Here is a 13,767-nt window from a genome sequence, read left to right on the forward strand (position 1 = left end):
GGGGTGGGGGGGCCTCTTGGGGGTGTTTGGGGGTTTCCGCCACCCCCCCCCCCCCAAGTGGGGGGGCTCCCACCGGTTGCGGGAACGGTGGCTCACGAGGCTTTCCTCGTGCGGTTGTGGAATTCGAAGGCTCCTAGCGCGAGCGACGCGATCGCCAGTGGCCCCAGCCCGTAGATCACGCGATAGGCGAGCAAGGCCGCCAGGACCTGGGCACGCTGTTCCTGTGGAAAGGCCGCCAGCGTCAACGCTTCGAATGCCCCGATCCCACCCGGCGTATTGCTGATGATGCCGGCGATGATCGCGCCGACATAGATCGGTGCGAAATCGAGGAAGCTGCCCGCGATCTCGGCGGGAAGCAGCAAGTACATGGCGGCGATGGCGCCGATCATCTCGAGCACGCCGATGACGATCTGCGCCCCGGCCGACCGGGCCGATGGCACGGGCGTGCTGAATTTCCAGACCCGCAGTTCGTCGTGCTTGCCCGCCAGCCAGCGTAGCAACAGGACGAAGAGGCTCACGAGCGCCGCGCCCAGCCACCGGCCCCAGCCGTGCGCTATCGACGGTTCCAGCATCAGGGCGATGGCCGTCACGGCGGCGAAGCCCATGGCCACGGCGAAACCGACCAGGCCGACCACCCGTGCCACGTCGGCCGCACTCACTCCGCGTGTCGACAGGATGCGATAGCGCAGCGCGGTACCGGTGATGGCGTGGAAACCGAGCGCGTTGCAGATCGCATGCGTGGTGGCGCCGGCGAAGATCTTCATGCGCATCGACACCTTGCCCGGCACCACGGTTTCCACGGCGAAGACGTCGTAGGCGGTGAGGCAGGCCCAGCTGAGCAGGGCCGCGGCGATGGAGCCGGCGACATGCCAGCGGGGAATCCGGTCGACGGCATCGCGTACGTCGTGCCAGGCCATGCGCGCGATATACCGATGCAGCAGGAAAGCGGCGACACCGAGGATCGCCACCATCACTACGTGCTTCGCCAGCCATATGGCGATCGTCCTCAGGGACCATTTCTTGTCGTTATGCGCCACCGCTCCACTCTTATCCCATCGGGCGTTCGCCCACGAACGGCGGGCATCATCCCACGACGAGGCTCCGGCGGGGCTAGACTTGCGCCCAGCGGTTTTTCCGGAGACATCATGCTTCGCTACGAAGGTTCGCTCTGGCTGTCCGACGGTGCCCGCCGCTGGGGCGGCGCCGATCGTGTCGAACTGCTCGCGCAGATCGGCGCCACCGGCTCCATCACCGCCGCCGCCAAGGCGGTGGGGATGAGCTACAAGGGCGCATGGGATGCCGTGGAAGCCATGAACAACCTGGCTGGCGAAACCCTTGTCCTGCGCGCCACCGGAGGCCGTGGCGGTGGTGGCGCCCGCCTCACGCCGCGCGCCGAACGCCTGATCGCCGCGTTCCGCGGCATCGATGCGGAGCACCGGCGTTTCGTGGAGCGTCTCGCGGCGCTCGGCGACGAAGCCATCGACGACATCCACCTGCTGAGGCGATTCACCATGCGAACCAGCGCGCGCAACCAACTGGCCGGCGTCGTTCGCGCCATCACCGCGGGCGCGGTCAACGACACGGTGCATATCGCCTTGCCGGGTGGCACGCCGCTCGCCGCCACGGTGACGAAGGAGAGCACGGCCACCCTGGCGCTGGCGCCAGGGCGCGCGGTGATCGCCTTGGTCAAGGCCAGTTGGGTCATGCTCGGCTTGCCGGACGAACGCCTGCGCCTATCGGCGTCGAACCAGTTGCCGGGCACGGTGCTGCGGACGACGCCGGGCGCGGTGAACGCCGAGGTATCCGTCGAACTCGATGGTGGGGGCACCGTCACGGCCATCGTCACCATGGAAAGCGCGAACGCGCTGGGGCTGGCCGAGGGCTCGGCCGTCCTCGCCATCTTCGATGCCTCATCGGTGATCGTCGGCGTGACCGACTGAAGGAACGGCTACACGATCCGGCCGTCGCGTACCTCGATCGTATGCCCGTCCAGCGCCTCGACATCCGCCGGGTCATGGGTGATCACCAGCAACGGCAGGTCGAGGCGCGCCTGCAATGCCATCAGTTCACCACGCATGCGTCCGCGCAGGGCGGGGTCGAGCGCGGCGAAAGGTTCGTCGAGCAAGACGAGGCGCGGCTCCACCGCCAGCGCACGCGCCAACGCCACCCGCTGGCGCTGGCCGCCGGAGATCCGCACCGGGTAGCTGTCGGCGACGGCGGCCAGTTCGAAGGTGTCGAGCCAGTGGCGTACACGGTCGTCATGCACGCGGCGGCGGGGATTGAGCCAGCGACGCGCGAGCCCGAAGCCGATGTTCTGCGCCACCGTGAGGTGGGGAAACAGCGCGTAGTCCTGGAACACATACGCCACCCCGCGATCGCGCGGCGGCAGGTCCACGCCGGCCGCGGTATCCAGCAGCGTGCGGCCGTCGACGCGGACGTGTCCCGCGTCCGGCGTGAGCAAGCCGGCCATCGCGCGCAGCGTCAGGCTCTTGCCCGCACCCGAGGGACCGAAGATGACGATGCGCCGATGCGACGATGTGAAGGCCACGTCCAGCTCGAAGCGCCGGTCGTCGGCACGCAGCGTCTTGCGGATGGCGATGTCGACCGTCATGGACGCATCCGCCGCAGATGGGGGGGCGCCAGCCAACCCGCCAGCAACAAGGCGACGACACAGGTCACCGAAGTGACCGCCACCATGATCCCCGCGGAACGATCGTCGCCTGCCTGCACGGCGGCGTAGATCGCCACCGACAAGGTCTGTGTCCGGCCGGGAAGGTTGCCCGCGATCATCAGCGTCGCGCCGAACTCGCCCAGCGCCCGGGCGAAGGCGAGCAAGGCGCCCGCGATGATGCCGCGCGCGGCGAGCGGCAGCGAGACGCGAAAGAACACGGCGGCCTCGCGCAGCCCCAGCACCCGCGCCGCGTCCTCGAGCTGCGGATCGACTGCCTCGAAAGCGGCGCGGGCCGCTTTCTGCACGAGCGGAAAGGCGACCAGGGTCGAGGCGATCACCGCGCCCTGCCAGGTGAAGACCAGTTGGATACCCAGGCGATCGAGCCACTCGCCGAACACGCCGCGGCGGCCCAGCAGCACGAGAAGGTAGTAGCCCAACACCGTCGGAGGCAGCACCAGTGGCAAGGTCAGGATCGAATCGACCAGTTCGCGCGCATGCGAGCGCCAGCGCGACAGGCCGAAGGCGACGGCCACGCCCAGCACGAGGTTGATCGCCGTCGCCCACAGCGCGACCTTGAGCGAGAGCGCGAGAGGAATCCAGATAGCGCCCACGGGAACTCAGGGCGCCAGGAAACCGAAACGGGCGAGGATCGCCCGTCCGTCGGCCGACTGTACGAAGGCCTCGAACCGGCCCGCCTCACGAGCCTGCTTCGAACCGGCGACGACGGCGATCGGATAGGTGATCGGCAGGGGCGTGGGCACGACGGCGGCCACCGCCACCTTATCCCTCACGAGCGCTGCGTCGGTGGCGAACACGAAGCCGGCATCCACCTCCCCGCGAGCGACGTAGTCCAGGCCTTGCCGCACGTTCTGCGCCAGCACGCCTTTCGCCGATACCACGTCCCAGAGCCCCTGCCGCTCCAACGCCGCCTTCGTATACCGGCCCACGGGCACGGACGCCGGATCGCCGTAGGCGACGCGCGTCACCTTCGGGTCCTTGAGGTCGGCGGTCCCCGTCACGCGGACGCGGCCATCCTTCGGCACGACCAGCACGAGCCGGTTGCTGGCGAAGTCCTGCCGCGTGGCAGGATCGATGGCGCCCACCGCCACGGCCTTGTCCATGGCGGCCTGGTCGGCCGAGGCGAACACGTCGGCCGGGGCGCCGCTGGAAATCTGGCGCAACAGCACATCCGACGCGGCGAAATTGAGGACCACGTGGGTTTCCGGATGCGCCGCCTCATAGGCCTTGCCGACCGCCTGGAAAGCATCGGTCAGGCTGGAAGCCGCCGAAACCACGAGATCGGCCGCGGCCGCTCCGGCCGGACCGGCAAGGAAGAACAGCGCGGCGACGAACGGCCGAAGGCGCATGGCGGATTCCGGGGGGGTGGATCACCGCAATATAGAAACCTACATAGCGGTTGGTCAATGACATTCCACGCGCCGCGCCCGCGCAGGAATCGCCAAGCAAACCGGTGGCGATCGGTGGCAGCTTGGACGCCGTATCGAGGGTGGAAGGGGCCGCATGAAACACGCGCTGCGCATCATCGGGGGACTGCTGGTGCTTGGCACGCTGGCGGTGCTCCTGTTCTTCTGGCTGGACCGCACTGAAACGACCACGGACGCCTACGTGACGGGACGTATCCATCCCGTGGCCCCGCGCGTCACCGGCACCGTGCAGGTGCTACGGGTGAACGACAACCAGCACGTGAAGGCCGGGGACGTATTGCTGGAGCTGGACACGCGCGATTTCGACGTGCGCGTGGAACAGGCGCGGGCGGAGATCGACCGGGCGAAGGGCCAGCTGGCCAGCGCGGAGGCGCAGATCGCCGAGGCCGACGCGGCCATCGTCGCCGCCGAGGCGAGCGCACGGAAGACCGCCCTGGATCTCCGGCGCACGGGCGAGCTGGTGAACGAGACGCCGCGTGGCGTGTCGCAACAGGAATACGACGCGGCGAAGGCCGCCGCCGACTCGGCCGTGGCCAACCGTGCCAGCGCCGGCGCGCGCAAGGTGGCCGCGCTCGCCGCCCGGGAATCGGCCAGGGCGCAGGTCGCCACCGGTGAAGCCTCGCTGCACGACGCCTTGCTGGCCTACGGCTACACCCGGGTGATCGCCCCGGTGAGTGGCTACGTGGGACGCCGCACCGTCGAGGTCGGCGCCCGGGTCAACGCGGGACAGACCCTGCTTTCCATCGTCTCCGACGAGGTGTGGGTCGTTGCCAACTACAAGGAGACCCAGCTGCACGGGATGCGCCGCGGTACCGAGGCGCGCATGACGGTCGACGCGATTCCCGGCGTGACCTTCGTCGGCCACCTGGACAGCCTCTCGCCGGCCTCCGGATCGCAGTTCGCCCTGCTCCCACCCGACAACGCCACCGGCAACTTCACCAAGGTGGTCCAGCGCGTGCCGGTGAAGATCCTCTTCTCCGCCGAAGACCTCGGCCGCTACCGCGAGCGGCTGGCACCCGGACTGTCGACCATCGTGAAGATCCGCGCCGAAGGAGAAAAGGCGCCATGACGGCGCGGCCGCTCGTGCTGGCCGTCCTCGCCCTCGGCCTGGCCGGCTGCGTGGTCGGCCCTGACTACCGGCGCCCGGACGTCTCCACACCCGCGGGCTGGCGCGATGCGCCCGCGCCCTCCGCGCAAGTCGCCGTATTGCCGGACGCGTGGTGGAACCTCTTCGGTGACGAGGAACTCGGCCGACATGTCGAAGCGGCCCTCGCCGCGAACCAGGACCTGGCCCTGGCCCTGGCCCGCTACGACCAGAGCCGCGCCCTGCTCGGCGTCGCGCGCGCCGACGAATTTCCCGATGTCGCCCTCGATCCCGCCTTCGCACGCGGGCGCACCTCGGCGAATGTGTCCAACCGGTTGCCCGAACTGGAAACCACGCTCTGGCGCGTGCCGGTCGACGTCGCCTATGAAGTGGACCTCTGGGGCCGCGTGCGGCGCAGCGTGGAGGCCGCCGGCGCGGACGTGGAAAGCAATGCCGATGCGGTGGCGGCGCTGCGCCTGAGCCTCGCGGCCACCACGGCGTCGACCTACCTGTCCCTGCGCAGCACCGATCGCGATATCGACGTGCTCGCGCGCACGGTGAGCCTGCGCGAAGACGCCCTGCGTCTGGCGGAACGCCGTGCGCACGCCGGTGTCGTCGGCGACCTCGACGTGCTCCGCGCGCGCGCCGACCTGACCCAGACCCGCGCGGATCTCGCCGATGCGCACCGCCGGCGGGACAACCTGGAACACGCGCTGGCGGTGCTCGAAGCACGCAACGCACCGGACTTCTCGGTCGACCATCGGTCGTGGACGCCGAACGTTCCCGAGGTGCCCTCCGGCTTGCCTTCCTCGTTGCTCGAACGGCGGCCTGACGTTGCCGGCAACGAACGATCTCTGGCGGCCGCGAGCGCGCGGATCGGCGTGGCGCGAGCCGCCTTTTTCCCGCAGGTGAAACTCACCGCCTCGGGCGGCGTCGCCAGCAATGGCCTGGGCGACCTCACCGCCGCCGACAGCCGCGCATGGTCCATCGGCCCATCCGTGCACCTGCCGATCTTCGAAGGTGGCCGCAACCGTTCTCGCCTGCAAGCCGCGGAAGCGGCCTATCGCGGCGCGCTCGCGAACTGGCGGCAAAGCGGCATCGTGGCCTTCCGGGAAGTGCAGGATGCGCTCGGCGATACGCGTTGGTTGCGCGAACGCGGCGCCGCGCTCGATGCCACGGTGGAGGCCGCCATCGCCACGGCGAAGGTGTCCCGTTCGCGCTACGACCGCGGCCTTGCCGGCTACTTCGAGGTGGTGGATTCCGAGCGCCAGGCGCTGGCCAGCCAGCGCGCCGCTATCCAGAACGACCAGCAGCGCCTGCTCGCCGCCGTATCGCTTATCAAGGCATTGGGCGGTGGCTGGCAGGAAGGCGACGGCGTGCCGAGGCAGCCCGTGGCGAGCGCGGCGGGCTCGCCGTGAACACGGTCGCCGGTACCACCGCGACCGCGGCTCCCGCCCCTCCCGCGAACCTGCCCTGGCTGGGTATCGTGGCCGTGCTCGTCGGCGCGGTGGCGACGACGCTCACCTCGCGCCTCACGTCCATCGGCCTGGCCGATCTTCGCGGTGCGATCGGTGCGGGATTCGACGAGGGCGCCTGGATTCCCACGGCGTTCTCGGCGTCGCAGATGATGATCGGTCCGCTGGCGATCTTCCTCGGCCGCGCGTTCACGCCGCGGCGCGTGCTGCTGGCGGGTTGCGTCGTCTATGGCGTGGCCGAATTCCTGATTCCGTATTCGCCCGACCTGCGTACCCTCATCGTGCTGCAGATCTTCGCCGGCCTCGGCTCGGGCACCTTCATCCCGCTGACGGCGTCGTTCATCCTGCTCAGCCTGCCACGCAACCTCTGGCCCTGGGGCCTGGCTGCCTATGCGATGAACATCATCCTGGGCCTCAACGTCGCCTCGTCGCTGGAAGGCTGGTACGTCGAGCACGTGACCTGGGACTGGATCTTCTGGCAGAACACCGTGGTGGCCTTTCCCTTGTTCGTGCTGTACTGGTTCGGCCTGCGCCGCCTTCCGATCGATCGCGAGTACCTGCGCGGCGGTGATTTCCGCGGCATGCTCATCGGCGCTTCCGGCTTTACCCTCATCTTCATCGGACTCGACCAGGGCGACCGCCTGGACTGGTTCTCGTCTCCGCTGGTGGTCACGCTGCTCGCCCTCGGCGTCGTCATGCTGGGCTTGTTCCTGCTCCACGAATCGACGCTGGACACGCCGAGCGTGGACTTCGGCCTCCTGGTCCGTCGCAACGTGTTCATCCTTATCGTGCTGGTACTCGCCACCCGTTTCCTGGTGACCTCGAGCAACACGCTGGTAGCCAACTATCTTATCCAGGTACGTGGCCTGCGCCCCCTGGAGGTGGGCAACGCGCTGCTCTGGGTCGCCTTGCCGCAGCTGATCATCGCGCCCACGGTGGCCTGGCTGCTCAATCGCATCGATGCACGCTTCGCCATCGGCACCGGCTTCGCCATCGCCACCGCCGGATTCCTGCTCGCCACCGGCATCACGTCGCAATGGGCGGAGGGAAACTTCAGCGTGGCGTTGCTCTTGCAGGCGGTGGGCGAAACACTGGAACTCACCGCGGTGATCTATTTCTTCGGCCACCATGTCGGGCCGGCCGATGGCATCACCTTCGGCGCGATCATCCAGACGGCCCGGTTGTTCGGCGGCGAACTCGGCACCTCCGTGCTGATCATGTTCACTCGCAAGGCCGAACAATGGCACTCGAACCTCATCGGCCAGCACGTCATCGCCGGCGACCCGGTCACCACCGAGCGCATCGCGGCGTACGCGCGCGTGGTGGGCGCGGCGAGCCAGGGCGCGGGCGAGGCGGAGGCGCGGGGCGCCGGCCTGCTCGCCACCGCGGTGCGTGCCCAGGCCTATACGCTATCCATCCTCGACGGCTTCCTCCTCGCCTCCTGCGTGGGCGTGCTCGGGGTGGCGCTGGTATTGCTCCTGCGCGAACCGCCGGTACTCGCCACGCCAGCCGCGGTACCGCCCCTGCCGCCGCCCTGAGCCGACACGAGGGCCAGCGACACCGTGTCGCATCGCCTTCACGCGATCTCGTGAGAAGATCCCTGGACCCATGTCCAGGGTTGCAATACAGGGGCGCTCCGGTGCGTCGAGCTCGGACAAGAAGCGGTTGGTTGGCATGGATGGCGCTCGTCGCCGTCTGGCTCACCGTGCTTGCGCCGACGGCATCGCGGACGGCGGAAGTCTTCGTCTTTCCCGACCTGGGCGCGTGGTGCGAAAGCGCCCCCGGCGAGCACCACGGCAACGGGCACGAAACACGCGATGCCGGCGCGGCTTGCGGCTACTGCACCCTGTTCGCCCAGCAACCCGCGCTCGCCGGATCGTTCTTCATCGGCCATGTGCACGCATCGTCCGCTCCCGCCCAGGCCATGCCACCGGCGGTTCGCCACGGTCCGGCACCGCTCACCATCCATGCGTCACCTCGAGGTCCGCCGTCCGCCGCGCACGCCTGATCGCTACCGATCCCGACGTACGCCAACGACCACGGACCCTGCTCCCATGCCCCTGCCTCACAACCATGGACGCGCGCTCGCGCGTGCCATCGCCTGCGCCATTGGCGCTTCCTCCCTTGCCGCCCACGCCACCGGCGACGACGATCCGCAACGCGCCACGACGCTACGCGAAGTACGTGTCTCCGCCGCGAGCCATGCCAGCACCATCGATCCCGACATGCCCTCGGCCGTGGAGACCGTCAGCGCCGCGCAGCTCGACCGGCTCAACATCGTCAATACCGAAGACGCCTTGAAGTACCTGCCTTCCTTCGGCATCCGCAAACGTTTCATCGGCGACGAGAACGCCACCTTTTCTGTACGCGGCACCAGCAACCAGCAGAGCGCGCGCGGCCTGGTCTACCTGGACGGCCTGCTGCTTTCCAACCTGCTCGGCAACAACTGGGCGAACCCACCCCGCTGGTCCATGGCGTTCCCGGAAAACCTCGCGCGCGTCGAGGTGATCTACGGCGCGTATTCGGCGTTGTATCCGGGGAACGCCATCGGCGCGACCGTGCTCATGACCACGCGCATGCCCGAAAAACTGGAGGTCACCGGCCATGTGCAGGCGTTCACCCAGCATGTCGACAGCTATGGCGTGGACCGCGATTACGGCGGCAGCCGGCAGAGCGCCACGATCGGCGACCGCTCCGGACGCTTCGCCTTCCTGATCGGCGTGGCGCACCTGCAATCGAATGGACAGCCACTGGTCTATGCGACGCAGAATCGATCCACCCGGCGTGGCACGGCGAACCCCGTCACGGGTGCCGTCGCCGACACCGGCGCCAATGGCTTGCCGCGCGAAGTGCTGGGCATCAACAGCGAAGGACAGGAAGCCACCCGCCAGGACGAAGCGCACATCCGCCTGACCTACGATTTCACGCCCGAGCTTACCGGCGCGTTCACCGCCGGCTACTGGAAGCAGGACCTGTCACATCGCACGGAAACGTTCCTGCGCGACGGCAACGGCCGTCCCGTCTGGTCGGGCCCGGTCACGATCGACGGCCGCCAATACACGCTCCCCGGAAATTTCTTCGCGCCCAGCACGCGGCAAAGCCGAAACACGCTCTACGGCATTTCACTGGGAACCCACCGGAGAAGCGGATGGAACATCGAGGCCGATGCCTCGCTGTTCGACATGGGCCGCAACCGCGACCGCGTGGCTTCCGGCGTGACCGACGATGGCGCGGGCCTGCTGACCGCGGGTGACGGCAGCCGCTGGCGCACGTTCGACCTGCGTGCAAGCCATACGCCCGATGCCCTTTCGCCGAACACGCATACCGTGAGCTTCGGCTACCACTTCGACGGCTACCGGCTCGACAACGCCAGCTACGCGCTCGCCCGATGGCGCACGGGCGGCGCGGGCGCGCTTACCGCCGCCAACGGCGGCAGCACGCAGACCCAGGCGGTATACCTGCAGGATGCATGGCAGCTCGATGAGCGCTGGCGCCTGACGGTCGGCGCACGATACGAGCAATGGCGGGCCTTCGGCGGTTCACGCGCGACAGGCACCGCATCGATCGGCTATCCGGCGCGCGATGAATCGCATACCTCACCGAAGGCATCGCTGGCCTGGAGCGCGACCGACTCGATGGTGGTGCGGCTCTCCGGCGCACGCGCCTACCGCTTTCCCACGGTCAACGAATTGTTCCAGGGCAGCTTCAACGGCATTTCGCTGGTCAACAACGATCCGAACCTGAAGCCTGAAAACGACTTCTCGCGCGAGCTGTCGGTCGAATGGTACCGGGCGAACAGCCTCACCCGTTTCACCCTCTACCGCAGCGACACCCGGGACACCCTGTTCAGCCAGACCGATACCACCGTGTTTCCCAACGTCACCAGCGTGCAGAACGTGGATCGGGTGCGCACGCGCGGTGCCGAAGTCAGCTACGACGGCCGCGATGTCTTCTGGCAGGGATTCGACCTGGTCGCCAATGCGGCGTATACGCAGGCGACGACGGTGCGGAACACGCGCAATCCCGCCTCGGAAGGAAAGCAGTTCTACCGCATACCGCGCTGGCGGGCGAACGTGGTCGCCACGTGGCGCGCCACGGAGCGGCTATCGCTGGTCCTGGCCGGGCGCTATTCGGGACGCCAGTACAACACGCTCGACCATAGCGACGTGAACCCGGACACGTTCGGCGGGGCCAGCGACTTCCTCGTCTTCGATGCGAAGGTGGACTGGAAAGTAAGTTCCCATGTCTCGCTCGGCATCGGTGTCGACAATCTCGCCGATCGGCGTTACTACGTGTACTACCCCTACCCGTCACGAACCTGGCTGATGGAAGCGACCTTCCACCTCTGACCGATGCGCGGCGGCGTTAGGGCGCCGCCGCGCATCGGTCAGGCCGCCACCTGCACAGCGCGCTCCCACGCGGCCGCAGGCATGTGCTCGTCGAGCATGAAGGACGCTGGGCCGCCACGCCAGAGACGGTCGAAGAACGCTCCCACGCCGGCGTTCCCCGTCGCCAGGTCGCAACTGAGGCGTAGCAGTTCCACGCCGGGTACGGCGAGGCCACCGGGACGGCGCACCAGGAACGGCTCGATGCCTCGCGCGACGCCATGCGCCGCCTCCTTGTAGATCGACGCGCGCTCGGGTAGCAGGACCGCGAGGTCCAGCAGCGTTTCGCCTATGCCGGCCAGGCCGTCATAGGCACCCGGCGATACGGCGTACCTGCGCAACAGGTCGCCTTCCGCATCGAGCACGATATCCCGGTAGCGGATGTCGCCCGTATACGCGAAAAAGCGTGCGACGACGGCGAGAATGCCGGCCGTGCCGTTACGCAGATAGGGAAACAGTGTCGCTCCGCCCACGTCCTTCGGCCAGCTCGCGGCACCATCGGGATTGATGCCACGTTGGGCGAGGTCGAAGGCGAGTCCGTCGCGCGCACCGCGAAGAAAGCGTTCGTCACCGGTGGCCACGTGCAGGTGGAGCAGGAACAGCGCGATGCCGGAGGCACCATGCGCAAGGCCCACGGGTTGTACGGCTCCGCGTGGCCAGTGCAGCATGCCATTGTCGATGCGCGAGTCGCGCAAGAGCATGTCGCCAGCGACACACGCGTCGGCGAGAAAGCCGGCCTCGGCCGTCTCGTGCCATGCCTTGATGCGTGCAAGGCCCCATCCCGCCATTCCATCGTACAGGCCGTGGCGCTCGCGGATGCCTTCGCCCGCCGGCCGCCCTCGCAGCAACGACGCCGCCGCCGCATTCGCACCCGCATCGAACAATACCCAGGCGATGCCGGCATCACCGTACATGAGGCTGTCACCCCGGTGATCCGGTCGTTGGCAGCCCTCCAGCACATAGGCGAGAAGTCCCGGAGGTGGCGTCCTGCCGCCGCGCAGATAGGCGTGAAGCACGCCCGCGGCGCCATGGGCCACGCCCCAGGGATGCGTCTCGAATACCTCGGGGCCGGCGGGCACGTAGCGGTCGGCGCGCGCGCCACGAGCTCGCTCATCGACATAGTCGAACAGCGCATCGGCGGAATCCGTGACCGCTTCCGTGGGGGATGCGAGGTACGGCACGGGCGCGGTGTCCCGCGGCAGGTCGGCGAGCGATGCGCGCAGGGATGCCATGGCCGCGACCGGCGGAGGCCTCCGGCTGGTGTCGGCGGCAAGCAACCGCTCCAGAACCTGGACGAAAGCCTCCGGATAACCCATGTCCGTCGACATGAGCCGCGCGAAGCGCAGCGCGGCGCCTCGGTCGAGCGGCAGCATGGCGTTCATGGGCATGATCGCCGCGGCGAGGTTCGCACCGAAGGCATAGACGTCCTCCGCGCGGGCGTCGACGGGCGCCTCGCGCCGGGACAGCGGCGACGCGAATCCTGGCGTACGTACGTCCACCGGATGATCGAGGCCTTCCTCGACCGCCGATTCCAGGTCGATCAGGCGGGTGCCTCCATCGGCGGTGACGATGCAGTTGTGGAACGACAGGTCGCCCATCGAAATGCCAGCCGCGTGCAGGCGTTCGAGGTTGCGGGCGATGCTGGTGAATACCTCCACCACCTCGTCGAGAAATCCGGCGACGTCGGCGCGGGTCGCTCGCGTCTTCAGCCAGGGATACCGGCGCGCCAGCCAGCTGCGCAACGTGTCGCCCTCGACGTATTCTTCGACCAGGTAGCTGTGCTCCCAATCCTGGAAGTAGGCGACGGGTGCCGGTGCGATGCGCAGGGATGCGAGCCGACGCAACAGCCGGTACTCCTTCCGCAACATCGACGTGGCGGCATCGCCACCCCCGATGAAGGGACGCGCTTCCTTCACGATCACGGCACGGCCTTCGTCGAGGTCGTCGGCCAGGTAGATGCCACCGGCGGCGGAGAACGACAACGAGCGCTTGATACGGTAACGGCCTGCACCCAGGAGCGGCGCGCCCGTCGACCCGCCCGCCTCCTCGCGCGGGAACGGATCGCGCAACCAGTCCGGAAGGTGGAAGTGCGGCTTGCGCTCATCCGGTTCCATCCGGCCGTCCGGCCGGCGCAGCAACCACTCAGGGCGGCTGTCCGCCGCGAGGCGATGCTCGCCGGCGATTCCGCCAAAGCGGTAGTAAAGGACACGCGAATCGCGATACCGCCGGTCACTCAGGACATAGGGCCCGGCGTATCCCGAAAGCGCGGCATGGAGATCGTCGATGATGCCGCGAAAGTCGGCGACGTCACGCGGATAGACGGTGATGAACTTGCCCGATCCACCGCGCGGCCAGCGTTTCCCGTTCACCGCGGATAGTATCCGGGCATCGGCGGCGAACTTGAACGCGATACCGGCGGCGGCCAGCATCGCCGCCGCGATCGAAAGGACGATACGAGCCGTCGAGGCAACGGACGAGACGTGGATCTTCCAGCCTTGTGCCGGCAACACGAGACCCGGCGGTGCGCAATGCATCCAGATGCCGGCGCGCCACATCCGCCAGTGTTCGGGAACGACCTTGCGAACCGGCTCGACGAAGTCGGCCGGATCGATGACATGCCGTCCATAGGGCTCGAAGAACTCACGGTCGATCGCCGTGTAGTGCAGCAGTTCCGTCCGTCGCTCCATGCCTCGGTGCTTCCTGTGAA

Annotated in this window: 11 protein-coding genes; 6 read left to right on the forward strand and 5 right to left on the reverse strand. The window is 68.3% G+C overall.

Features of this window, described 5'->3' with window-relative positions; all coding sequences use genetic code 11:
* Positions 1-92: 92 nt before the first annotated feature.
* Positions 93-1,037, reverse strand: coding sequence for a lysylphosphatidylglycerol synthase transmembrane domain-containing protein (locus ACR9ZJ_RS04655; RefSeq protein WP_481287020.1), 945 nt, complete (start codon positions 1,035-1,037; stop codon positions 93-95).
* 108 nt (positions 1,038-1,145) lie between these two features.
* Here ACR9ZJ_RS04655 and ACR9ZJ_RS04660 point away from each other — a divergent pair, with 108 nt between their 5' ends.
* Complete coding sequence (locus tag ACR9ZJ_RS04660) at positions 1,146-1,940, forward strand: TOBE domain-containing protein (RefSeq protein ID WP_481287021.1); 795 nt, start codon at positions 1,146-1,148, stop codon at positions 1,938-1,940.
* Positions 1,941-1,948: 8 nt separating this feature from the next.
* Here the strand turns inward: ACR9ZJ_RS04660 and ACR9ZJ_RS04665 are convergent, their stop codons facing one another.
* Genes ACR9ZJ_RS04665 through modA form a run of 3 tightly spaced genes read right to left on the reverse strand, consistent with a single transcriptional unit; the run spans position 1,949 to position 4,038 of the window.
* The gene (locus ACR9ZJ_RS04665) at positions 1,949-2,611 is read right to left on the reverse strand and encodes an ATP-binding cassette domain-containing protein (protein ID WP_481287022.1); all 663 of its coding nucleotides are present in this window, start codon (positions 2,609-2,611) and stop codon (positions 1,949-1,951) included.
* Complete coding sequence (gene modB, locus ACR9ZJ_RS04670) at positions 2,608-3,282, reverse strand: molybdate ABC transporter permease subunit (protein WP_481281939.1); 675 nt, start codon at positions 3,280-3,282, stop codon at positions 2,608-2,610. Before modB ends, ACR9ZJ_RS04665 begins: the two co-directional genes overlap by 4 nt.
* A gap of 6 nt (positions 3,283-3,288) precedes the next feature.
* The gene (modA, locus tag ACR9ZJ_RS04675; protein WP_481287023.1) at positions 3,289-4,038 is read right to left on the reverse strand and encodes a molybdate ABC transporter substrate-binding protein; all 750 of its coding nucleotides are present in this window, start codon (positions 4,036-4,038) and stop codon (positions 3,289-3,291) included.
* A 154-nt stretch (positions 4,039-4,192) separates the two neighbouring features.
* On the opposite strand from modA, the gene ACR9ZJ_RS04680 reads away from it, so the two are divergent.
* The 5 genes from ACR9ZJ_RS04680 to ACR9ZJ_RS04700 all read left to right on the forward strand — a co-directional run bounded on the left by ACR9ZJ_RS04680 (position 4,193) and on the right by ACR9ZJ_RS04700 (position 11,024).
* Positions 4,193-5,185 (forward strand): HlyD family secretion protein, encoded by a 993-nt coding sequence (locus ACR9ZJ_RS04680; RefSeq protein ID WP_481281941.1) that lies wholly within the window; start codon positions 4,193-4,195, stop codon positions 5,183-5,185.
* Positions 5,182-6,618, forward strand: a complete 1,437-nt coding sequence (locus tag ACR9ZJ_RS04685; RefSeq protein WP_481287024.1) for an efflux transporter outer membrane subunit — start codon at positions 5,182-5,184, stop codon at positions 6,616-6,618. The genes ACR9ZJ_RS04680 and ACR9ZJ_RS04685 overlap by 4 nt, the downstream gene beginning before the upstream one ends.
* A complete protein-coding gene (locus tag ACR9ZJ_RS04690) occupies positions 6,615-8,213 on the forward strand; it encodes an MFS transporter (RefSeq protein WP_481281943.1) in 1,599 nt (532 codons plus the stop codon). Before ACR9ZJ_RS04685 ends, ACR9ZJ_RS04690 begins: the two co-directional genes overlap by 4 nt.
* Before the next feature lie 140 nt (positions 8,214-8,353).
* Positions 8,354-8,683, forward strand: a complete 330-nt coding sequence (locus ACR9ZJ_RS04695) for a DUF2946 family protein (RefSeq protein WP_481281944.1) — start codon at positions 8,354-8,356, stop codon at positions 8,681-8,683.
* A 46-nt stretch (positions 8,684-8,729) separates the two neighbouring features.
* Positions 8,730-11,024, forward strand: coding sequence for a TonB-dependent receptor (locus tag ACR9ZJ_RS04700; protein ID WP_481287025.1), 2,295 nt, complete (start codon positions 8,730-8,732; stop codon positions 11,022-11,024).
* A gap of 38 nt (positions 11,025-11,062) precedes the next feature.
* Here the strand turns inward: ACR9ZJ_RS04700 and lanKC are convergent, their stop codons facing one another.
* A complete protein-coding gene (gene lanKC, locus ACR9ZJ_RS04705; RefSeq protein WP_481287026.1) occupies positions 11,063-13,747 on the reverse strand; it encodes a class III lanthionine synthetase LanKC in 2,685 nt (894 codons plus the stop codon).
* Between the last annotated feature and the right edge of the window lie 20 nt (positions 13,748-13,767).

It is taken from the genome of Luteibacter sp. KNZ12-1A (assembly GCF_056755675.1).

Coding starts and splice junctions, on each gene's coding strand:
- ACR9ZJ_RS04700 (WP_481287025.1), top strand. CDS start 8,730: ATGCCCCTGCCTCACAACCATGGACGCGCGCTCGCGCGTGCCATCGCC.
- ACR9ZJ_RS04695 (WP_481281944.1), top strand. CDS start 8,354: ATGGCGCTCGTCGCCGTCTGGCTCACCGTGCTTGCGCCGACGGCATCG.
- ACR9ZJ_RS04665 (WP_481287022.1), bottom strand. CDS start 2,611: ATGACGGTCGACATCGCCATCCGCAAGACGCTGCGTGCCGACGACCGG.
- lanKC (WP_481287026.1), bottom strand. CDS start 13,747: ATGGAGCGACGGACGGAACTGCTGCACTACACGGCGATCGACCGTGAG.
- modA (WP_481287023.1), bottom strand. CDS start 4,038: ATGCGCCTTCGGCCGTTCGTCGCCGCGCTGTTCTTCCTTGCCGGTCCG.
- ACR9ZJ_RS04685 (WP_481287024.1), top strand. CDS start 5,182: ATGACGGCGCGGCCGCTCGTGCTGGCCGTCCTCGCCCTCGGCCTGGCC.
- ACR9ZJ_RS04680 (WP_481281941.1), top strand. CDS start 4,193: ATGAAACACGCGCTGCGCATCATCGGGGGACTGCTGGTGCTTGGCACG.
- ACR9ZJ_RS04660 (WP_481287021.1), top strand. CDS start 1,146: ATGCTTCGCTACGAAGGTTCGCTCTGGCTGTCCGACGGTGCCCGCCGC.